The sequence below is a fragment of the Actinocorallia sp. API 0066 genome (genome assembly GCF_020991275.1).
GTDB lineage: Bacteria > Actinomycetota > Actinomycetes > Streptosporangiales > Streptosporangiaceae > Actinocorallia.
This window is the reverse complement of sequence record NZ_JAJLQY010000002.1, coordinates 155,043-176,260: the sequence shown is the minus strand read 5'-3', so window position 1 is coordinate 176,260 and position 21,218 is coordinate 155,043. Positions and strand designations below refer to the sequence as shown.

The 21,218-nt window shown below is 70.8% G+C and carries 19 protein-coding genes; 9 read left to right on the top strand and 10 right to left on the bottom strand.

What is annotated here, in order from left to right; translation table 11 throughout:
- Window positions 1–21 precede the first annotated feature (21 nt).
- Both LO762_RS05610 and LO762_RS05605 read left to right on the top strand, forming a co-directional pair.
- Complete coding sequence (locus tag LO762_RS05610) at window positions 22–2,706, top strand: DUF5682 family protein (RefSeq protein ID WP_230613122.1); 2,685 nt, start codon at window positions 22–24, stop codon at window positions 2,704–2,706.
- Window positions 2,703–3,944, top strand: coding sequence for a VWA domain-containing protein (locus LO762_RS05605; protein ID WP_255684940.1), 1,242 nt, complete (start codon window positions 2,703–2,705; stop codon window positions 3,942–3,944). The genes LO762_RS05610 and LO762_RS05605 overlap by 4 nt, the downstream gene beginning before the upstream one ends.
- Before the next feature lie 297 nt (window positions 3,945–4,241).
- Here LO762_RS05605 and LO762_RS05600 read toward each other — a convergent pair whose 3' ends face one another.
- Window positions 4,242–5,267 carry an alpha/beta hydrolase family protein gene (locus LO762_RS05600; RefSeq protein WP_230613121.1) on the bottom strand — a complete coding sequence of 342 codons (1,026 nt, stop codon included), beginning with the start codon at window positions 5,265–5,267 and terminating at the stop codon, window positions 4,242–4,244.
- 172 nt (window positions 5,268–5,439) lie between these two features.
- Here LO762_RS05600 and LO762_RS05595 point away from each other — a divergent pair, with 172 nt between their 5' ends.
- The 4 genes from LO762_RS05595 (at window position 5,440) to LO762_RS05580 (ending at window position 9,119) form a co-directional block, all read left to right on the top strand.
- The gene (locus LO762_RS05595; RefSeq protein WP_230613120.1) at window positions 5,440–6,387 is read left to right on the top strand and encodes a diacylglycerol kinase family protein; all 948 of its coding nucleotides are present in this window, start codon (window positions 5,440–5,442) and stop codon (window positions 6,385–6,387) included.
- Window positions 6,388–6,453: 66 nt separating this feature from the next.
- Window positions 6,454–7,908, top strand: a complete 1,455-nt coding sequence (locus LO762_RS05590) for an NAD(P)/FAD-dependent oxidoreductase (protein ID WP_230613119.1) — start codon at window positions 6,454–6,456, stop codon at window positions 7,906–7,908.
- A gap of 10 nt (window positions 7,909–7,918) precedes the next feature.
- The gene (locus LO762_RS05585; protein ID WP_230613118.1) at window positions 7,919–8,677 is read left to right on the top strand and encodes an SDR family oxidoreductase; all 759 of its coding nucleotides are present in this window, start codon (window positions 7,919–7,921) and stop codon (window positions 8,675–8,677) included.
- Window positions 8,678–8,801: 124 nt separating this feature from the next.
- Complete coding sequence (locus LO762_RS05580) at window positions 8,802–9,119, top strand: co-chaperone GroES (protein WP_230613117.1); 318 nt, start codon at window positions 8,802–8,804, stop codon at window positions 9,117–9,119.
- A gap of 18 nt (window positions 9,120–9,137) precedes the next feature.
- Here the strand turns inward: LO762_RS05580 and LO762_RS05575 are convergent, their stop codons facing one another.
- Window positions 9,138–9,512: a VOC family protein gene (locus LO762_RS05575; RefSeq protein WP_230613116.1), complete on the bottom strand. Its 375-nt coding sequence runs from the start codon at window positions 9,510–9,512 to the stop codon at window positions 9,138–9,140.
- Window positions 9,509–10,249 carry an ArsR family transcriptional regulator gene (locus tag LO762_RS05570; RefSeq protein WP_230613115.1) on the bottom strand — a complete coding sequence of 247 codons (741 nt, stop codon included), beginning with the start codon at window positions 10,247–10,249 and terminating at the stop codon, window positions 9,509–9,511. Before LO762_RS05570 ends, LO762_RS05575 begins: the two co-directional genes overlap by 4 nt.
- A gap of 189 nt (window positions 10,250–10,438) precedes the next feature.
- Here LO762_RS05570 and LO762_RS05565 point away from each other — a divergent pair, with 189 nt between their 5' ends.
- On the top strand, window positions 10,439–10,774 hold the full coding sequence (locus tag LO762_RS05565; RefSeq protein WP_230613114.1) for a DUF6223 family protein: 336 nt from the start codon (window positions 10,439–10,441) through the stop codon (window positions 10,772–10,774).
- Window positions 10,775–10,867: 93 nt separating this feature from the next.
- On the opposite strand, the gene LO762_RS05560 is transcribed toward LO762_RS05565, so the two are convergent.
- From LO762_RS05560 to LO762_RS05550, 3 genes are all read right to left on the bottom strand, one after another.
- Complete coding sequence (locus tag LO762_RS05560; protein ID WP_230613113.1) at window positions 10,868–11,473, bottom strand: response regulator transcription factor; 606 nt, start codon at window positions 11,471–11,473, stop codon at window positions 10,868–10,870.
- Window positions 11,474–11,574: 101 nt separating this feature from the next.
- Window positions 11,575–13,509, bottom strand: a complete 1,935-nt coding sequence (locus LO762_RS05555; RefSeq protein WP_230613112.1) for a multicopper oxidase family protein — start codon at window positions 13,507–13,509, stop codon at window positions 11,575–11,577.
- The gene (locus LO762_RS05550) at window positions 13,506–13,967 is read right to left on the bottom strand and encodes a DUF6220 domain-containing protein (RefSeq protein WP_230613111.1); all 462 of its coding nucleotides are present in this window, start codon (window positions 13,965–13,967) and stop codon (window positions 13,506–13,508) included. Before LO762_RS05550 ends, LO762_RS05555 begins: the two co-directional genes overlap by 4 nt.
- Window positions 13,968–14,199: 232 nt before the next feature.
- Between LO762_RS05550 and LO762_RS05545 the strand changes: the two genes are divergently transcribed.
- Window positions 14,200–15,411 (top strand): sensor histidine kinase, encoded by a 1,212-nt coding sequence (locus tag LO762_RS05545; RefSeq protein WP_230613110.1) that lies wholly within the window; start codon window positions 14,200–14,202, stop codon window positions 15,409–15,411.
- Between the two features lie 5 nt (window positions 15,412–15,416).
- A complete protein-coding gene (locus tag LO762_RS05540) occupies window positions 15,417–16,100 on the top strand; it encodes a response regulator transcription factor (protein ID WP_230613109.1) in 684 nt (227 codons plus the stop codon).
- 49 nt (window positions 16,101–16,149) lie between these two features.
- Here LO762_RS05540 and LO762_RS05535 read toward each other — a convergent pair whose 3' ends face one another.
- The 4 genes from LO762_RS05535 to LO762_RS05520 all read right to left on the bottom strand — a co-directional run bounded on the left by LO762_RS05535 (window position 16,150) and on the right by LO762_RS05520 (window position 21,065).
- Window positions 16,150–17,358 (bottom strand): 3-deoxy-7-phosphoheptulonate synthase, encoded by a 1,209-nt coding sequence (locus LO762_RS05535; protein ID WP_230613108.1) that lies wholly within the window; start codon window positions 17,356–17,358, stop codon window positions 16,150–16,152.
- 11 nt (window positions 17,359–17,369) lie between these two features.
- A complete protein-coding gene (locus LO762_RS05530) occupies window positions 17,370–18,971 on the bottom strand; it encodes an FAD-dependent monooxygenase (RefSeq protein WP_230613107.1) in 1,602 nt (533 codons plus the stop codon).
- A 73-nt stretch (window positions 18,972–19,044) separates the two neighbouring features.
- Window positions 19,045–20,742, bottom strand: coding sequence for a hypothetical protein (locus tag LO762_RS05525; protein ID WP_230613106.1), 1,698 nt, complete (start codon window positions 20,740–20,742; stop codon window positions 19,045–19,047).
- A complete protein-coding gene (locus LO762_RS05520) occupies window positions 20,739–21,065 on the bottom strand; it encodes a DUF485 domain-containing protein (RefSeq protein ID WP_230613105.1) in 327 nt (108 codons plus the stop codon). The genes LO762_RS05525 and LO762_RS05520 overlap by 4 nt, the downstream gene beginning before the upstream one ends.
- Window positions 21,066–21,218: the final 153 nt, after the last annotated feature.

The window sequence follows — 21,218 nt, the reverse complement described above, 5'->3', positions numbered from 1 at the left end:
CACCTTCCTCCGGGAGTCTTCTTGTCCGTCGAGGTCTACGGCATCAGGCACCACGGCCCCGGCTCGGCCCGCGCCCTGGCGCGCGCCCTCGCCGCGCGGCGGCCCGACATCGTGCTCATCGAGGGCCCGCCCGAGGCCGATCCGCTGCTGCCGCTGGCCGCCGACCCCGCGCTCGTCCCGCCCATCGCGCTGCTCGCGCACACCCCCGACACCCCGGGCCCCGCCGCCTTCTGGCCCTTCGCCGCCTTCAGCCCCGAATGGACGGCCCTCCGCCACGCCCTCGCCTCCGGCGTCCCCGCCCGCTTCATCGACCTCCCCGCCGCCCACACCCTCGCCCCGAACCCACCGGACACCGCGCCACAAACGACCACCACCGAGGAAGACGCCGACGGAACCAGCACGCGCCGTGCGTCAGACGCCGCGACACGCGCGGCCGCCACCGGAGACGACGCCAGCTCTTCCGAGAGCGCCGAACCGGCACGCGCGCAGCGCGGCAGGCCGGGCGTGGGTGAGAGTGGTGCGCACGGCGTGGGTGGGAGTGGTGCGCAGGGCGTGAGAGGGAGTGGTGCGCCGGGCGTGGGTGAGAGTGGTGCGCCGGGCGTGAGAGGGAGTGGTGCGCACGGCGTGAGAGGGAGTGGTGCGCCGGGCGTGGGTGAGAGTGGTGCGCCGGGCGTGAGAGGGAGTGGTGCGCCGGGCGTGAGAGGGAGTGGTGCGCACGGCGTGAGAGGGAGTGGTGCGCCGGGCGTGGGTGGGAATGGTGCGCACGGCGTGGGTGGGCGTGGTGCGCCGGGCGTGGGTGGGAGTGGTGTGCAGGGCGGTTGGGTGGGGAGTGCGGGGAGCGGAGAGGGCGGCATGGAGGGGGTTCTGGGGGATCCGTTGGGGGTGCTGGCGAGGGCGGCGGGTTACGAGGACGCGGAGAGGTGGTGGGACGACGTCATCGAGATGCGAGGGGAGGAGGATCCGTTCGCGGCGGTGGCGGAGGCGATGGGGGCGTTGCGGGAGGGATACGCGGCGTCGGGGCGGGAGGAGCGCAGGGAGGCGTGGATGCGCCAGGCGATCCGTAAGGCGGTGCGGGAAGGGTACGAGCGGGTGGCGGTGGTGTGCGGGGCGTGGCATGTGCCCGCGTTGCGGGAGAAGGTTCCGGCCAGTAGCGACGCGGCGGTGCTGCGCGGGCTGCCGAAGGTGAAGGTCGCGGTGACGTGGGTGCCGTGGACGTACGGGCGGCTCACCCGCGCGTCCGGCTACGGCGCGGGCGTCGCCTCGCCCGGCTGGTACGACCACCTGTTCACGGCGCCCGACCGTCCGGTGGAGCGCTGGCTCACCGCGACCGCGCGGGTGCTGCGCGAGGAGGGCGTTCCGGTGTCGTCCGGGCATGTGATCGAGGCGGTGCGGCTCGCCGAGGCCCTCGCCGTCCTGCGCGGCCGTCCGCTGCCCGGCCTCGACGAGCTCACCGAGGCGACGCGCGCGGTGCTGTGCGAGGGCGCCGACCTCCCCGTCGCCCTGGTCCAGCGCAGGCTCGTGGTGGGCGAGCGGATGGGGGCGGTGCCGGAGTCCACCCCGATGGTGCCGCTCCAGCACGACCTGCGGGCCGCGCAGCGGCGGCTGCGGCTCAAACCCGCGGCGGAGAAGAAGGACCACACGCTCGATCTCCGCAAACCGCTCGATCTGGACCGCAGTAGGCTCCTGCACCGCCTGCGCGTCCTCGACGTCGAGTGGGGCAGCCCGGCGGGAGCCGAGCGCGGCAAGGGCACGTTCAAGGAGACGTGGACCCTCCTGTGGCATCCGGAGTTCGACGTCAGGCTGATCGAGGCGGGCGCGTGGGGCACGACGGTCGAGGAGGCCGCGCGGGCCCGCGTCGTCGCGGCCGCCACCGCCACGAAGCCGCCGGACCTCCCGGAGCTGACGGCGCTGGCCGAACGCTGCCTGCTCGCCGACCTGCCCGCCGCGCTCCCCGTCGTCATGCGGGCGCTGGCCGACCGGGCCGCCGCCGACCGCGACACCACCCGCCTCATGGCCGCGCTGCCCCCGCTGGCGCGCTCCCTGCGCTACGGGGACGTCCGCGGCACCCCCGTGGCGCCGCTGCGCGCCGTGGTGGACGGGCTGGTCGTCAGGATCTGCCTGGGCCTCCCCGGCGCCGCCTCCACGCTGGACGACGACGCCGCCCGCGCGCTCCTCGCCCTCGTGGACACCGTGCACGAGACCCTCGCCCTGCTCGACGTGCCCGAGCACACCGACCGCTGGCTCGCCTCCCTGTCCGCCCTCGCCGACTCGCCTTCTCTCCACGGCCTCTTGGCGGGCCGCCTTACCCGGCTTCTCCTGGACGCCGGACGCGTCACCGACCTACCGGCGCGGATGTCCCGGACCGTCTCCGTCGGCACCCCTCCCGAGCGCGCCGCCGCCTGGATCGAGGGCTTCCTTTCCGACAGCGCCCTGATCCTCATCCACGACGACGCCCTCCTCTCCCTGCTCGACTCCTGGCTGGGCGCCCTTCCCCCGTCGTCCTTCGAAGCCGCCCTTCCGCTGCTCCGCCGCACCTTCGCCCGCTTCGCCGCCCCCGAGCGCCGCGCCCTCGCGACCCGCGCCCGCCGCCCCGCCACCGCGCCCGCCTCCGACGACGACCTTGACCTCGCCCGAGCCGCCCCCGCCGTCGCGACGGTCCTCTCCCTGCTCGCCCCGTCCGGCATCGCGCCGAAGGAGCCCCGATGACGCCCGCTCAGCCCGATCCGTCCGCGATCGCCGCGGATCCCGCGAACACCGACGAGAAGGGGCTGACCGCGCTCGGTGAGGATGATGTGGCGCGGGGGGAAGGCGTGCCGGACGGTGAGCGGGAAAGACAACGAAGGTGGCGGTTGGTGTTGGGGCCGGAGGCGGCGGACGGCACGGGAGCGGCGCTCGACGGGCGGGACGGACGGGTCGATGAGGCATTGGAGGCGCTGTATGGGAGCGGAGTAAAAGGTGGTCGCAGGGGTGGGCTCGGGGCTTCGGCGCCGCAGGTGGCGCGGTGGCTCGGCGACATCCGGGAGTACTTCCCGGCGCCCGTCGTCAGGGTGCTGCAGCGCGACGCGATCGAGCGGCTGGATCTGACCCGGCTGCTGCTGGAGCCGGAGCTGCTGGACGCGGTCGAGCCCGACGTCAGGCTCGTGGGGACGCTGCTGTCGCTGGCGAAGGTGCTGCCGGAGAAGGCGCGGGAGTCGGCGCGCGCGGTGGTGCGCACGGTCGTCGCCGAGCTGGAGCGGCGGCTGGCGCAGCGCACCCGCACGGCGGTGCGGGGGGCGCTGGACAGGGCGGCCCGCACCTCGCGCCCCCGCCCCGCCGACATCGACTGGGACCGGACGATCCGCGCGAACCTGCGCCACTATCTGCCGGAGCGGCGCACGCTCGTCCCCGAGCGCCTCGTCGGGCACGGCCGCAGGCAGCGCGCCGTCCACCACGAGGTGGTCCTGTGCGTGGACCAGAGCGGCTCCATGGCCTCGTCGGTAGTGTACGCGGGCCTGTTCGGGGCGGTGCTGGCGTCGCTGCCCACACTGCGCACCTCGATGGTGGTGTTCGACACGGCTGTCGTCGATCTCACCGACCGGCTGCACGATCCGGTGGAGGTGCTGTTCGGCACCCAGCTGGGCGGCGGCACCGACATCAACCGCGCCCTGGCGTACTGCCAGGGCCTGATCACCCGCCCGGAACGCACGGTCCTGCTGCTGGTCAGCGACCTGTTCGAGGGCGGCGACCGAGAGGAGATGCTGGGCCGAGCCGCCACCTTGGTCAGGTCGGGCGTCCGGGTGCTGGTGCTGCTGGCCCTGTCCGACGACGGCGCGCCCGCACACGACCACCGCACCGCCGAGGAACTCGCCGCCCTAGACATCCCAACGTTCGCCTGCACCCCAAACGCCTTCCCCGACCTCCTGGCCGCCGCCTTGCAAGGACTGCCCCTCCCCCAGCCCGGCTAACGCCCGTGCCGCCTCACGACGGCACCTGACTGCCGGAACCTGCCCGGCCCGACCTCTCCCCCAGCCCGGTTGACACCCGTGCCACCTCACGACGGCACCTGACTGCCGGAACCTGCCCGGCGCGGCCTCTCCCCCAGCCCGGTTGACGCCCGTGCCGTCTCGCGATGGCGCATGGATGCCAGGACTTGCCGGGGCTGCCGCTCCCGCAGCCCGGTTGACGCTCGTGCCGTCTCGCGATGGCGCATGGTGCCGGGGCTTGCAGGGGCTGCCGGTCCTGCGGGCCGGTTGACGGGGGGCTTAGGCGGCGCGGGAGGAGCTTTCGGGTGGGGGGGAGAGGGCCTTGCGTAGGCCCGGCAGGGCTAGTGCGAACTCTCGGGACCAGTAGGGCCAGGAGTGGGTGCCCGGGTGGAAGCGGGTGGTCGCGGGGACGCCTAGTGCCTGGAGTTTTGCGGCGTACAGGGTGGTCATGGTGTGTACGAGGGCCTCGACGGGGTCGGGTGCGCCGTGCGGGAGCGGGTCGAGCGGGCCCGGCACGCCCGTGCCGGACGTCAGGTGCAGCCGGACCCCGGTGAGCGGGGTGACCATGTCGAACGGGTTGTGCCGCCGCCACACGCCGCGCTGCGCCTCCGGATCGCCCCAGTACCCGGACCAGTCGACGCGCGCGACGGCCGCCGTCAGCTCCAGGAGGTCGAGCGCGTCGAGCCCGGACGCCGACCGGTACAGCGTGTCGAGCGGCGGACTGAACGCGGCGACCGCGCGGAACGCGCCACGGTGCCGCGCCGCGTACGCCAGCGCGCCGCGCCCACCCTGGGAGCACCCGGCGACGGCACGGGCCGGGCCCGCCCGGTAGCCGCGCTCCAGGATCTGCAGGAGTTCGGTGACGTGGAACGTCTCCCAGCGGGGCGGGCCGCCGCGCCGGGGCCGCCACGGGTCGGTGTAGGCGGCGCACGCGCCGCCCTCGGGCAGCACGACGATCATGTCGTCGCCGGCGGTCAGCGCGAGCACGTCGGAGTGCTCGGTCCAGCTCGTGTGATCGCCGCCGGGGCCGTGCAGCAGCCACAGCGCGGGCCAGGTGCGCCGTGCGTCACGCGCCCAGCCGGGCGGCAGCAGCAGCCGGACGTGCCTGTCGTCGCCCAAGGCGGGCGAGCGGACGGTGAGATCGAGGACACGCCCTTTCCTGCGTTCGGCGACGACACGGGCGCCGTCGTCGGCCGAGGGCACCCGGGCCCTGGCGGGCCCTCCGGGTGCGATGGTCGCGACCGTCCTGCCGACGGCCGAGACCAGGGTGAACGCTCCGATGACTTGCCAGGCAGACCTCCGCATAGACGCCTCACAGGGGATTCTCTCGTCGGGGTAACGATGTTGTTCCCGGCAGAACGCCTGTTCGCACCCTCTGACAAAGATTTATAAGATGAAGGTCATCGGCGTCACAGCGTGCGCAATCGACGGCGTAAAGCCGATTGTTACGAACCGCTCGGTCGAACGGAGTGTCGCGATGCGCAGCAAGGCCGAACTCGGCGCCTCGATCAGGGCCGGTGGCAAGGCCGTGCTGATCGTGAACTCCCGCTCGCGCCGGGGCCGCCTCAAGTACGCCGAGGCGCTGCGGCTGCTGATCGGGGCGGGTATCGGGTTCGTCGGCCTGTATCCGGTGACGGATCCGGAGAAGCTGCCCGAGGCGTTCGACGAGGCGCTGGAGCTGGAGCCCGATCTTGTTGTGGTGGGCGGCGGCGACGGCACGCTGAAGGAGGCGGTCCGGCATCTGGCGCACCGGGACATCGCGCTCGGCCTGCTGCCACTGGGCACCACCAACAACTTCGCGCGCGGCCTGCTGCTGCCGCTCGGGCTGCGCGGCGCGGTCGAGGTGATCGCGCGCGGCAAGGTCGCGGACGTCGATCTGGCCGAGCTGACCCGGGACGACGGCACCCCGCCGGAGATCTTCGCGAACATGCTGAGCATGGGGCTTTCGGTGCAGGTCGCCGAGACGGTGCCGCATCTGCTCAAGCGGTACGTCGGCCGGGCCGCCTACCCGCTGACCGCGCTGGCGCGGCTGGCCCGGCACCGGGCGTTCACCGCGACGCTCACCGTCGACGGCGAGGCGCACACGCTGCGCACGCACCAGTTGAACATCGCCAACGGCAGCCACCACAGCGGCCGTCCCATCGCCTATGACGCGAGCCCTGACGACAGGCTGCTCGCGCTCTACCCGCTGGGCGAGGCGGGCCGGGTCAGGCTGCTGTCGGCCACGGCCCGGCTGGTGCTCACGGGCCGGTTCCGCACCATCACCGAGCCGCCGTTCCTGACCGCGGGGCAGGTGCGGATCGTCACCGATCCGCCGATGGGCGTGGACCTGGACGGCGAGTTGCATCCGGGCACCCCGGCGACGGTCACGCTGTTGCCGAACGCCCTGCGGGTCATGGTCAAACCGGAGTATCCCGACACCTGACCCCACCCGAGGCCGAGTCGGGTTCGGGTCTGGACGCGGCAGCCGCCCGCCGTCAGGATGCGGGGCATGGACGACGTACGGGTGGCGATCATCGGCGCGGGGTTCGGCGGCATCGGGCTGGCGGTCCGGCTGAAGCAGGCGGGCATCGGCCCGGTCGCGGTGCTGGAGAAGGCCGCCGACCTCGGCGGGACGTGGCGCGACAACACCTATCCCGGGGCCGCCTGCGACGTCCCGTCGCACCTGTACTCCTTCTCGTTCCACCGCAGGCCGGACTGGCCGCGCCGCTTCTCCGGGCAGCACGAGATCCTCGCCTACCTGCGCGGATGCGCCGCCGCGCACGGGATCGAGCCACGGCTGAACACCGAGGTCACCCAGGCGCGCTGGACCGGCGGACGGTGGCTGCTCAGCACGTCCGCGGGCGAGTTGCGCGCCGACGTGCTCGTGTCGGCGTGCGGCCAGCTCAGCCGCCCCGCGATCCCCGACCTGCCGGGCCTGGACACCTTCGAGGGGAAGGTGTTCCACTCGGCCCGCTGGGACCACGGCCACGACCTCACCGGACGCCGCGTCGCCGTCGTCGGCACGGGCGCCAGCGCCATCCAGTTCGTCCCCGAGGTGGCGCGGCGGGCCGCGCGCCTTGACGTCTACCAGCGCTCGGCCCCCTGGATCATCAAGAAGGCCGACCGCGCCTACGGGCCGCTCGAACACCGCCTCTTCGCCTCCCTTCCGTTCCTGCAGGACCTCCACCGCGGACTCATCTACACGCTGCTCGAATCACGCGCGCTCGGGTTCGTCTCCTGGCGCTGGCTGCTCGGGCTCACCGAACGCGCGGCGCTGCGGCGGCTGCGCCGCGACGTCCCCGACCCGGACCTGCGCCGCGCACTCACCCCCGACCACCCGCTCGGGTGCAAGCGCGTGCTCATCTCGGACGACTACCTCCCCTCGCTCCAGCGGCCCAACGTGACCGTCGTCACCGATCCCATCAAAGAGGTACGACAGAACGGGGTCGTCACCGGCGACGGCACGTTCCGCGAGACCGACACGCTCATCTTCGGCACCGGGTTCCAGGCGAACGACTTCCTCACGCCGCTGCGCGTCACCGGCCGCGACGGCACCGCCCTGAACGACGTGTGGCGGGACGGGGCGGAGGCGCACCTCGGCATGACCGTGCACGGCTTCCCGAACCTCTACCTGCTGTACGGGCCCAACACGAATCTGGGCCACAACAGCATCATCTACATGCTGGAAAGCCAGTTCGCTTACGTCCTTGCGTGCCTGCGCACAGGCAAGACGCTGGAGGTGCGGCGCGACGTCCAGGACGCGTCCGTCGCGGAGGTGCAGCGGCGGCTGCGGACGTCGGTGTGGAGCAGCGGGTGCAGCAGTTGGTACCTCACCCCCGACGGCCGCAACGTCAACAACTGGCCGGGGTTCACCTTCGCCTACCGCAGGGCGACCCGCCGTCCGGATCCGGCGCACTTCCACATCACGGCAGCCGCGCCTACGATCCGGCCGCGCAGCGCCTAAGGTGAGCCACATGCCTACCGCACTCATCACCGGCGCGACCGCGGGCATCGGCGCGGCCTTCGCGCGGCGTCTGGCCCGGGACGGACTCGACCTCGTCCTCGTCGCCCGCGACAACGAACGGCTGACCGCCTCCGCCGACGACCTCGCCTCCCGCTTCGGGATCAAGACCGAGGTGATCCAGGCCGACCTGGCCACCGACGAGGGGATCTCCCGCGTGGAGGAGCGCCTGCGTGAGGGCGTCGACCTCCTTGTCAACAACGCGGGCTTCGGCAACCAGGGAACGTTCCTGAACGTGCCCGTCGAGGACGAGCTCCGCATGCTCAAGGTCCACTGTGAGGCCGTCCTGCGGCTCACCTACGCCGCGCTTCCCGGCATGCGGGAACGCGGTAAGGGCGGCATCATCAACGTCGCCTCCGTGGCTGCCTTCCTTGTGCGCGGCACCTACGGCGCGTCCAAGGCGTGGGTGGTGAGCTTCACCGAGGCCCTCGCCCAGGAGATCCGCGAGCCCAACGTGAACGCGCTCGCCCTGTGCCCGGGGCTCGTCCGCACCGAGTTCCACGAGCGCGCCAACATGGACGTCACCGGGGTGCCCGCCGCGCTGTGGCTCGACGCCGACGCCGTCGTCAACACGGCGCTGGCCGACCTGCGCCGTGGCCGTGCCGTGAGCGTGCCCGACGTCCGCTACAAGGCGATCGTCGGCCTCAGCAAGCTCGTCCCCAAGAACCTCGCGGGGAAGCTGTCCAGCCGGACCGCCCGCAGCTACGACTAGCCTCCGCCCGGCCGGACGCCCGCCTGTGCGGCGTCCGGCCATCACGGGGACGGGTGGGACGGAGGGTGCGGCCGGGAAAGTCAGGACAAGCCCCCGCACCCCGCCGCCTCGATAGAATCGTCGCGTGCCCGACCCGAAGTTCGAAGTCCAGATGCTGCACGACCGCGTCATGATCAAGGCCGACCGCGAGTCCGAGCGCACGAGCAGCAGCGGCATCGTCATCCCCGCGACGGCCGACAGCTCCAACCTCCTGGCCTGGGGCGAGGTCTGCGGCACCGGCCACCACGTCCGCACCGTCAAGACGGGCGACCGCGTCCTCTTCCACCCGGACGACCAACTCGAAGTAGACCTCCAGGGTGTCAAGTACCTGGTCATGCGCGAACGCGACCTCCACGCCATAGCCAACGAACGCCCCGAACACGGCACCGGCCTCTACCTCTGACGGGAAGCCTTCCGCTCCTCAGGCCGGGGTGCCTGCCTGGAAGAGTTCGACCAGGTTGCCGGCGGGGTCCGCGAGGAGGATCTGGCTGCCGCCCGGTCCCTTCACCAACTCGCTGCGGAAAACGACGCCTGCGCCCTTCAACCGGGCGATCTCGCCTTCCAGATCGTCAACGACCAGGTGGATGCGGTTGCGGCCCGGGGTGTCGGTGTCCGCGGGGGTGGCTCGGGCTCCGGAGCTCGTGGGACCCGACAGCAGGAGCCGCAGAGGGCCGCGGGTGACGTCGGCGAAGGCCGGGGCCGCGTTGAGGTTGAGAGCGAACCCCAGGTGGGTGGTGTAGAAGTCGATGCCCGCCTGGACGTCGTCGACGACGTAGCGGACGTTGGCGTGGGTCATGGGTGTCTCTCCTCTGCGAGAACGGGCAGCAGGTAGCGGATGCGCGTGTCGATGTTCGTGGCCGCCCGGTCGAACGCCCGCTCGGGGTGATCCTCTCGGGCGGGGTCGGGAATGCTCCAGTGGATGCGGTGGGCGTCGTCGCCGAACTCGGGACAGATCTCGCGCGCCTTGTCGCACAGGGAGATCACGTAGTCGAAGTGGCGGTCGCGCAGGGTGTCGAGGTGCCGGGGCCGTTGGGCGGTGATGTCGATGCCACGCTCACGCAGGACGCGGACCGCGTCGGGATGGATCTGGGGTTTGGGCAGGCTGCCAGCGCTGGTCACCGTGAGACGGCCGGCGGTGTGGTGGCGGAGCAGGGCTTCGGCGATCGGGGAGCGGGCGCTGTTGCCAGTGCACACGAACAGCACCTTGAGGTCGGTCCGGCCCACCGGCCGGATCTCACGGCGCAGTGCCGGATGCAGGGCGGCGCCGACATCGGCGAGGGCGTCGGCGCAGCCGTCCAGATCCAGGCTGTAGTAGCTGTCCCGGGCGTCGAAACTGCTGCGGCGCGCGGAGACGAGGCCGCCCTGGCGGAGCAGCCGCAGGTGATAGGAGACCAGGCTCTGGGGCTCTTCGGTGAGCGCCATGAGTTCACGGACTCTCAGGTCGCCGCCTGCGAGTCCGGTCAGCAGGCGCCAACGAAGCGGGTGCGCGGCCAGGCGCACGAACTCCGGCACGGCTTGAGGTGGTGACGCCATGACTCCAAGATACATCAAATCAGTTTGATGAATTCTGCTGCATGCGCGGTACTCCGGGCGCGGTCTGCCACGTTCGAAGTACTCCGGGTGCGGTCACCGCGGCAGCGCGAAGTGCCTGCGTTCGGAGGACGACAGATGACGTGCCGGGAGGACATGCTTCGAGTGCATCCGAACCGCGAGGAGAACAAGATGAACTCTGAAGTCCTGATCCTGGCGAGTGACCTGGGCACGGGCAACGCGAGGGCCGGTGCGATCCTCGCCGCGGTCGTCGCGTTCGTCGGCGTCGCCATGGCCGGACGGGCCCTGGCCAGGACCAGGAGCGGAATCGCGGGCGCGGCCGTCGGCCTGGCAGGGATCGCCCTCGCCGGACTCCACCTGGCGACGTCCAGCGGCGACGTCGCCACCGGCAACGGACGAGGAGGCGCCTTCGTCGCCATCGCGATCGGGCTGATCGCCGCGAGCACCGGTGCCCTCGCCCACCGCCGCGCACACCGCGCCGCCTCCGCCACCGCGCCCCCGGAGTGATCCGAACCCGGATAGGGGCACGATCCGATGAGCACCGCGGACACGGTCGGCGGGATCGGGCTCTCCGTTCCGGTCGGATCCGGCTGTTCCGGTTCAGATCCAGCCGGCGCGCGCGGCCGCTTGGACGGCGCCGATCCTGTTCTCCGCCTCAAGCTTGGTGATGGCCGAGTGGATGTGGTTGCGCACGGTACCCGGACTCACGCGCAGCTGCGAGGCGATGACCTTCGCCGAACGCCCGTCCCGAGCCGCCTTCAGGATCTGCGTCTCCCGAGCGGTCAGCGGGTTGTCCCCGGAGATCAGCATCTCGGCGATCAGTTCGGGGGTGAAGTGCCGGTCCCCCGCGTGCACCTTGCCGATCACCAGGGCCAGTTCGGCGATCGAGGTCTCCTTGGTCAGCAGCCCGCGCACCCCGGCTTTGATCGCCCGCCGCACGTCACCGGGCCTGGCGTCGCAGGTGAGGATGACGATCGGGAAGCCCGGACGCTCCCGGCTGAGTTCTTCGGCCGCCTCTATCCCGCTCATCCCCGGCATGTGGACGTCGAGAACGGCCAGGTCGGCCTGGTGGTCCTCCACCAGCGCCAGGACATCCTCCCCCCGTCCCGTCTCGGCGACGACCTCGATGTCCCCCCTCAGTTCAAAAAGCCTCGCGAGGGTCTCCCTGAGTATGGCTTCGTCATCGGCTACGACGATCTTGATCATGATCTCTTCTCCTAAGCAGATCTCCGGCCTAACCGTGCCGTGGCTTCGATCTTCAGTGAGTGCCGTCCAGGATCAGGTGTCGTCCGCCCTCCTCGGGTGGGTCAGTGGGTATGGCCGCTACCGCCGAAGGGAGTGCTGACGCCCTCGTAAACGAGGCGGAGCATCATGCCCTGCTCCTGGTGGGGAAGATTGTGGCAGTGGTTCATCCAGATCCCCGGATTGTCGGCCCGGAACGCCACCTCCCAGATCTGCCCGGGCCTCACGTCGAACGTGTCCACCCACAGGGGGCTGCCGGAGGCGGGCGTGCCGTCCCTGGAGAGGACCAGCACCGGATGTCCGTGCAGATGCCAGGGGTGTGTCTCAAGGCTCCGGTTGACCACGGTGAACCGGACCAGGTCGCCCTCGGCTACCAGCTGGTCCGGGACCGACGGGTGCCCTCGCCCGTTGACGGTCTGGGCGTAGGCCGGGCGTCCGTCGACCATGGCCACCGACCGATCCAGAACGAGGGTGAAACGCCGGTCCGCGGCGACGGGATCGAACGGCCTGGCCGCGGGTTCTCCGTAGTGCAGCAGGTCGAGTTCCGGCCAGGCCGCGGTGTCCGGAACCGCGGGGTCCTCCGCGGTGCGTCCGGTCGGACGTAGCAGGACGCCGTGTTCGGTGTCGTGGTCGAGCAGAAGGGCCACGGATGTGTCCGGCATCTGGAAGACCACGTCGTACCGTCCGCCCGCGGGCAGGCGCAACCCGACCTCACGCACCTCCCCCGGCCGGTTGAGATCACGGCCGTCGACGGCCGTCACCCGGAAGGGTGTGCCGCACAGCGTGAACCAACGCGGATCGGAGTCGGTGTTGATCAGTCGGAGCCGCACCGACGTACCCGGACGGGCCGGGTGGACGGCGCGCCCGTCCTGGTCCCCGATCAGCACGGCACCGTCGAAGGTGTGCACGGGTAGTACCAGGTCCACCCCTTCTTCGGTGGCCTCGCGCGGACGCACCACGAGCGTTCCGTAGAGTCCCTTGCGGACGCCCGGATGAGACGACTGATGAGTGTGGTACCAGTACGTTCCCACCTGGTCGCAACGGAATCGGTAGACGAACTCGCCCCCCGGTCGCACCGCGTGCTGGGTGGCGCCCGGCGCGCCGTCCTCGCCGCAGGGGACGTCGTAGCCGTGCCAGTGCAGCGTGACGCCGTCCTCGATGTCGGTGTTGCGCAGGGACACCTCGACCAGATCGCCTTCCGTCGCCCTGATCGCGGGACCGGGTAGCGTACCGTCGTATGTCCGGGCGTCGAGTTCCCCGCCGGACGGGAGCCGCACCGTGGCGGTCTTCGCCGTCAGTGTGTACCGCCGGGTGATGCCACCCGTGGCCGGGGCTCGCGGCCCGCGCAGGTCCGCCACCGAGACGTCCTTCGCGCCTCCCGTGGCCCGTGCCGGTCCACCGCCTGTGACCACGCGCTCGGGGCTCCGGAAAAGCAGGCCGATCCCGATGCCACCCGTGAGGGTCACCGCCGCGCCGACGAACCCCCGGCGAGCGAGTCCTGACGGTGCGGCCGCGCCGCTCTCCGCGGCGGACGGTGAGAGCACACGCCCTGTCAGGAGGGCCGCCGCGCAGACGGACGAGACCGCTATCAGCACGGTGCCCGAGCGCAGGGGATACCCGGCCGAGAAGGTCACTACCAGGCCGACCAGGGCCGCGTAGCCGGCGGTGAACAGCGAGATGGCGGCCTTCGCTGGCAGCGTCCGGCCGGGCGTCCGCCGCGCGACCGACAACGCGGGCCCGGCGACGAGCGTCGCGGCCAGCCCCGCGGCGTAGAGCAGGGGAAGCACCAGGAACACCTTCTCCTGGACGAACCACCACCCACGGCCCCACAGCACCACCACGGTGAACGCCCGCGCGACGGTCACCAGGACCGCCCCGATGAGCACGCCGTACAGCAGCCGGTGGCGCTGGAGAGCCGCTGCGGCACCGGCCGCGAACCATGCGGCGACGCACACCAACGCCACCGCATGGTCCAGGACGATCCATACGAACGTGGTCATGACGCCGGTGCGGATCCCGGCCGGGGAGCACCGTCACCCGCTCCGGCACCGGTGGCCGAGGCCGGGCCGGCCAGCACGCGCGCCTCCTGCAGCACGGTACGGTTCACGGCCATGATCATCAGTCCGTTGACCGCGTGCAGCCCGAACACGAGTTGCCCGGCCGTGGTGGAGGTGTCCGAGTCCCCGAGTCCCCTGGCGATGACCGCGATCACCGGCTGGAGGATCGCCAACCCCACGAGCGCGCCGCACCGGCCGACGATCCTGCCGGGCAGCCTGATCGCCGCCGCGACAACCGTCAGTACCAGGGCGAGGAGGACGCTCATGTATCCGAGAGCGCGGTGGGGCCGGAACGCCTCCTCGTTGGGCGCGCTGTCAAAGGCACCGCTCGCCGCCAGAAAGAACTGCAGAACGATGACGAGCATCAACAACGCCGCCAGGCCGGCGAAGACTTTGCGCATGGGGGTGCTCCTTCTGGTCTGTCGGACTGGAGAGGTCTCGTGCACGGCCGTCTCCGGCGGTCCTTTCACGAAGGCCATCATCACGTGGATGTTCTCGGCTGATCGTCCGCCGGGGAACGGCGGCGTCTACGCGTTTCGACGTACTCCGGCGCGGCCCGACCGCGCTCTCCGTCGTAGAAGTCGACGCCTTTGAAGGGAGTCCGGGCATCGTTCCGGTCCTTATGATTGCGCCATGCAGGACCGAATCGCGTCATTCCGACTTTCCGCGTGGGCGCAGGATCTGGCTCTCGCTCTCTTCATCACCGCCATGCAGGTCGAGGGGACCCTCAGCCGGGTGGCGGCGGAACCTGGCACGGTGCTCCGCCCGCTCTCCGATTTCGGGTATCTCGGCTACGTCCTGCTGATCGTCAGCGGAGCCGTCCTGGCGTTGCGCCATCGCAGTCCGGTCACGGTACTCGTCGTGACCGCACTCGCCAGCGTGACGTACTACGGCCTCGACTTCCCCGACGGTCCCGGCTGGCTCAGCCTCTTCGTCGCCCTCTTCACCCTGACCGCGATGGGCGACGGCCGACGGTCGCTCGCCATCGCGGGCGTCGCCATCACGGTCCTGGCCGCCTGCTGGCTGGTCTCCGCGGCCGACATCGAACCCCGCGCCGCGATGGGTTGGATCTTCTTCCGGATCGGGGCGAGCATCATGAGCGCCGCGCTGGGCGAGTCCGTCCGTTCTCGGCGGGTGATCGCGGTGCGGGCCGTCGAGCGGGCGGAGTTGGCCGAGCGCACCCGTGAGGAGGAGGCTCGTGCCCGTGTCGACGCGGAGAGACTGAGGATCGCGCGGGAGGTCCACGACACCGTCGCGCACGCCATCGCCATCATCAACGTCCAGGCCGGGGTGACGGCCCACGTCCTCGAGAAGCGCCCGGAACAGGCACGCGAGACCCTCAGGACCATCGAGAAGATGAGCTCACAGGCGCTGAGGGAGATGCGGGCCATTCTCGGGGTGCTGCGGGACGTCGACGAGGACCGGGCACCGCATCCCGGGCTGGGACAGCTCGACGAGCTCACGGCCAAAGCCCGTGACGCCGGCCTGGACATAGACCTCGAGATGACGTCGCCGCCCACACCGCCACCCAGCGCGGTGAGCAGCGCGGCCTACCGCATCCTGCAGGAGTCGATCACCAACGTGATCCGTCACGTCGGGCCCACCCGGGTGCAGGTGGCGCTGGACTACGGGATCGACACCCTGGAGGTCCGGGTGACCAACGAAGCCGGTTCGTCCGCTGCGACGGCGGCCGCAGCGAAGGACGATCACTCCGGCCGCGGCATCCTCGGCATGCGTGAACGCTGCCAGTTGCTCGGCGGTGAACTGGCCGCGGCGGCCCTGCCCAGTGGCGGATTCGAGGTCAAGGCGCGGCTGCCCATGGCGCCGACGGGAACGGCACGCTGATGGACATGCCGGAGAGGCCGCCAGGCAAGGCGCCGATCAAGGTGGTGCTCGCCGACGACGAGTGGCTGGTGCGTTCCGGGTTCAAGCTCCTGCTCGACGTCGAGGACGACATCGAGGTGGTCGGCGAGGCGACGACCGGGGCCGAGGCCGTGGAGCAGGTCCGCACCACTCGGCCGGACGTCGTGCTGATGGACATCCGGATGCCGAAGATGGACGGTATCGAGGCGACCGGCGAGATCGCCAGGACCGTCGGCCTGAACCAGGTCCGCGTGCTGATCCTGACCACCTACGAGACCGACGCGTACGTCTTCGCGGCGCTGGAGGCCGGAGCGTCCGGATTCCTCCTCAAGGACGCGGGCCCGTCCGAGCTCCTGCACGCCATCCGGGTCATCGCCGCCGGGGAGGCCCTGATCGCGCCGCGGATCACCCGCCGTCTCATAGCCCAGTTCACCGCGGCGCGTACGACCGTCAGGACCAACGAGGACCGGCTGGCGGTCCTGACACAACGCGAGCGCGAGGTGCTGGCACTGGTGGGTCAGGGCCTGAGCAACGACGAGATCGGCACCGAACTCCTCCTCAGCCCCGCCACCGCGCGCACCCATGTCAGTCGTGCGATGGGAAAGCTGGGCGCCCGTGATCGCGCCCAGCTCGTCGTGATCGCCTATCAGACGGGTCTGGTGAAGCCCTGACCCAAGCGGCGGCCCCGGGCGGAGAACTCCGCCGCCGGGGGCCGCCGCCTCACGGACCAGGCGATGTTCCCTTGGCCCATGCCTCGATGAGCTCGGTGGCCTGCTCGGCATTGAGCCGTGGATCGCACAGGGTGGTGTAGTGGCGGGGCAGATCCTCCTCTCCCACGGGTCCGCCGACGCACTCGGTCACGTCGTCCGCCGCGACCTCCAGGTGGATCCCGGCGGCATGCTGCCGGTGCCGTTCGAGGATGTCGCGGAACCGCAGCGCCTCAATGATCACGTCGGCGAGTCGCCGCGTCTTCAGGCCGAGCCGTGATCTCACCGTGTTGCCGTGCATCGGGTCGCACAGCCAGATCACCGGATGCCCCGCGTCGGCCACGAGGCGGACGAGGCGCGGCAGTTCCTCCACGACCTCGTCCCGGCCCAACCGCGGGATCAGGACCAGGCGGCCCGGCTCTCGCCGCGGATCGAGCGCCTCGCACACACGCCGGACGTCGTCGGGATCAGCGGCGGGCCCGATCTTGCAGCCCACCGGGTTGGTGATGGCGGACAGCAGCGCGACATGCGCGTCGCCTGGCCGTCGGGTCCGCTCTCCCACCCAGGGCAGGTGCGTCGAGGACAGGTACAGGTTCCCGGTGTCCGGGTCGGCGCGGAGCAGCCGGGACTCGTAGTCGATGACCAGCGCCTCATGGCTCGACCAGGGTCCTTTCCCCGACGCCGCGGCGCCGTCGGCCCGACGGCTCTCCCGGATCGCCAGATGCACGCGCTCGCTGGCGCGGTACGCCCAGGGCATACGCCGCGGATCGGCCTCCCGTGTGCCCTCTGTGGCGATCTCGGAGTTGACCAGGTGGCCCCGGAAGGACGGAATGTCCAGGCCGCCGAACCGTTCGACGGGCTGGGATCTGGGTTTGGCGAACTGCCCTCCCATCCGGCCGACACGGACGACCTCCCGGCCGGTCAGTTCGCTCAACCGGTCTCCCAACGCGTTGAGGACCCGCAGTTTCTCGGCGGTGTGCCGAGGAGCGCACTCGTACAGGCTCTCCGCGCAGTCTCCCGCCTGGAGCAGAAGGCCGCCCGTCGCGTTCAGGTTCGACAGCGCGCCGCGCAGGTGCCGGATCTCCACGCCCGTCGCCAGCGGAGGGGCCGACGCCAGAGTTCGGCAGGCTTCCCGGTAGGCGGGGTGGTCCGCCCAGTCCGGCTGCTGTGCGGCCGGCCTCTCGTTCCATGGGCCGAGCCGTGTGAGGTCGGGTGACTGCATCCGTGCTCCCGTCATCGCTGGTCGCCCACACCGCGCACCCGTCGTACCACCGCGGCGGGATCCGAAGGGGGCTCGTTTCCGCGCCAGGCGACATGCTGGTCCGGCCTGAGTAGCACGAGGTCCCGCTCCCACAGCTCCCGGGCATGGGAGTCATCTACCACGGTGTGGTGCACGGGCAGCCCCTGAGCCGCCGCCTCGTCCAGGAGCGGGGCCGCGCTGCCGTCGCCGACGAAGTCGACAAGCGTGAAGAACGGGCCGAAACCGTCGTACATCTGCCTGCCGTCTCGCAGGAGCAGGCTGGGCGGGCGGCTCCCCGGCCACGTGGTCGGCGTGTATCTCCGGGGAGACCACGACGGTTCGGGGGAGTCCTCCCGGCAGATGACGGGTGAGTCGCCGTAGCGGTAACCCAGTTCGATCCCTCGATACTCGTTCTCGCCTCGCCTGGCGTCGAGGAACGAGGCGACGGCTTCCGGTGGCGCGCCGTCGCGGAGCAGCCTTCCGGCCTCAAGGTGCACGTTGAGATGCCGGTGGGAGGTGTGCGTGTTGCGCAGGCCCACCGGACGGCGTTCGGCGTCGTAACTGTCGAGGAGACCGGTCCCGCCGAAGCCCCGGACGAGCGCGGCCACCTTCCAGGCCGCGTCGATCGCGTCGCCGATTCCCGTGTTCATCCCGTACGCCCCGGTCGGGAACATCCGGTGCGCGGCGTCTCCGGCGAGGAGGACCCGGCCGGAGCGGTAACGTTCCGCGATCATGAATCCGGGCCGCCAGCGCGAGGTCAGCAACACCTTGTCGATCTTGATGTCGGCGGCCACCGTCTCCCGCAGGAATGCCGCCGGGTCCGTCGGCGGAGTGTCGAACTCGGCCGGATCCGTGCCGTTGACGTGCACCGTCCAGGTGTCCACCTCGTCCTGGGCGATGATGACGTACCGAAAGGCGAAGTAGTGCCAGAACCGCCCGTGCCGGTGCAGGCCCGCCAGGTCGCGACTCCTGAAATGGATCATGAAGGCGCCCGGCAGCCCGGCAACATCGAATCCCTCCTCGCCGATGCCCACGGCCGCACGGACCCGGCTCGACGCGCCGTCGCAGCCGATCACGTACCGGGAGCGGAGCGCGACCCGGTCGTCGGTCATCACCTCCACCAGGTGGCTGGTCACCGTGTCGTCGTCCTGGGTGAGGGACTCCAACCGAAGGCCGCATCGCAGATCGATGAGCGGTTCGTTCCGGCAGTGGGCCCGCAGGACCGGTTCCAGCTCGATCTGGGAGATTCGCTGGCCGGGCACGGCCGGCTGGGTTCCGTCGTTCCGCTCGACGATGCGCCGCCGTTCCTCCGCCACCGAGGGAAGGTCCCAGACGGTGACCGGCTCGCCGGCCAGGCCCGTCGACCAGATCACGTCAGCCCGGTGCTCCGGGCCGACACCGGCTGCGCGGACGTCGTCGGCGACGCCCAACCGCCGGAAGAACTCCATGCTCCGGGCGTTGACGTAGTCCAGTTTCGGATGGACCGACGTCTCAGAACCCTGGTCGACGAGCACGCTGCGGATGCCGTGGCCGGCGAGCGCCAGCGCCGTGACCATACCGACCGGGCCCGCGCCCACGACGAGAACTGCCTCCACGTTGCCCCTCCCAAGGGGGTGTGGGGCGGCTCGGCCGCCCCACACGGTCACGATCGTTCACCTTGAGCGCTGCTCAGCGCGCTTCGCTGGGAGCCCTGTCGAAATCGCCGTCCGCGTCCCGGGCGACCGTGCCCTTCCCCGACGGAACGGCCGCGCCGGTGAGCGCGCGCACCTGCATCTGGGCGAAGGCAGCGTCGTTGCGCTCACCACTGGTGACGCTGCCGAGATAGCCGAACAGGAAGCCGAGCGGAGTGCCGAGCAGACCGGGTTCGAAGTCGACGAACTTGAAGTCGGCGTCCGGGAAGATGGCGGTGGGGTCACCCGACACACCGTTCGAGAACACGACCATGAAGAGGGTCACGCCGAGCCCGCCGTAGATCGTCCACATGAGCCCTCTGGTGTTGAAGCGCCGCCAGAACAGCGAGTAGACGACCGCGGGCAGGATGCAGGCACCTCCGATGTCGATCGATGTCGGGATGAAGATGTGCGTGAGCTGGGTCATCATCGCCATCCCCACGATGAGGGAGCCGAATCCGATGATGAGCACGTAGCGCCGGATGTCCTTCAGCTCCGCGGCCGGGTCCTCCGGCCGGCCACGCGCCGCACGGATGTCCTGGGTGAAGGACAGCACCGCGTTGAGCAGCAGGACTGCGAAGATGGCGCCGACCGACAGGAGGGCGATCGCGCCGAGTGCGCCGGCGGCCCATGCGCCGCCGAGCTCGTCCGCGATCTTGGGCAGGGTGATGTCGCGGTGGGCCGCGATCTGGCCGATGGCGTCCCTGCCGAGGATCGCGACGGCGCCGATACCCACGATGATCATGCAGGCCCAGAACCCGACGGTGAGCAGCGCGGCCCAGCCGGCCGTCTGACGCGCGGCACGTCCGTTCCGCGCCATGTAGAAGCGCATGAAGAGGAACGGCATCCCGATGGACCCGACCGCGATGGAGAACGCCTTCGACAGGTGCACCCACGGGTCCTGCCCCGAGTTGACGGTGGCGCCGTCACCGAACAGGCGGCCGGTCTCCAGCAGTTCCCCACGCGGGTTCGGGACCGCTTTCGCTTCGGCGTCGGTGAGCAGATCGGCGATGTTCAGCTTGTACTTCGCCAGGATCGCGATGGTCAGGACGGCGATGAAGGCGATCATCAGGCCCACCTTGAGCACGAGCACGCGCGTGATGCCCGGCATGCCGCCCAGGTACACCATGCCGATGGCCGCCAGGCCGACGATCAGGACCACGGTCACCACGACCGGCACGTTCACCGTGGAGCTGGTGGTGAACATGCGGCTGGCGACGAAGCCCACCGACGCGATCGCGATGATCATGAACATGGTGTAGATCAACAGGGTGATGACCGCCGACGCGATCCGCGCCTGACGCTCGTCGGCGCGCAACGCGAACAGGTCGCCGATCGTGTGGCCTCCCACGTTGCGCATCGGCGACGCGTAGATCAGCACCGCGAGCACCGTGGACATCACGAACGCCGTGAGCAGGAGGACGGCGTCGAAGCCGTTCAGCGCCACGTGACCGGTGATGATGATCACGGTCGAGTACATGAGACCGCCGGCGACGTGTGCGAGGGCGTTCTGACCGACACCGAGCTTCTGGCCGGCGAGGAGGAAGTCGTCCCGGTCGCGCACGGCGCTGCGCGAGGAGATGACGAGACCGAACGCCACGACCGCGAGAACGAGTACGATCCCCGTCGCGATCGTGGGCGCCGCCCACGTGTTGTCCACCGGAGGCGGCGGCGGGGCCGCGAGCGCGACGATCATCGAGTGCCCCCTTCCAGTTCCACCCGGATCTGCTCACTGGCCGGGTCGAGCCTGCTGCTGGCGAACCTCAGGTAGGCCACGGTGACCGCCACGACCAGGACGAACGACAGGAGCAGGAACAGCAGGCCCACGTTGAACGGCCCGCCGAGCTCCGTGCGGAAGACACCGGGCGCGAAGGCCGCGAGCGCGATGCCGACGAACCACCACCCGTAGAAGACGATGCTCGCCCCCGCGATGAAGGCATTCGATCTCCGTCGCAAGGCCTGGAACCGGGCGCTCTCGTACTCCGCCACATAACGGTCGTCGGCCACTGCCGAGTCCATGTGCCCCATGACACCTCCCCTATCCGACAATCAGGTCAGTACGTCGACAGTCTCGATTACCGCGGCACGCGGGGGCCTCACCCATTCACGGGATATCCGGCGTGCATGGGGAAATGGCGTGACCCCGCGGAACCGAATCGCGTGAACGTGCGA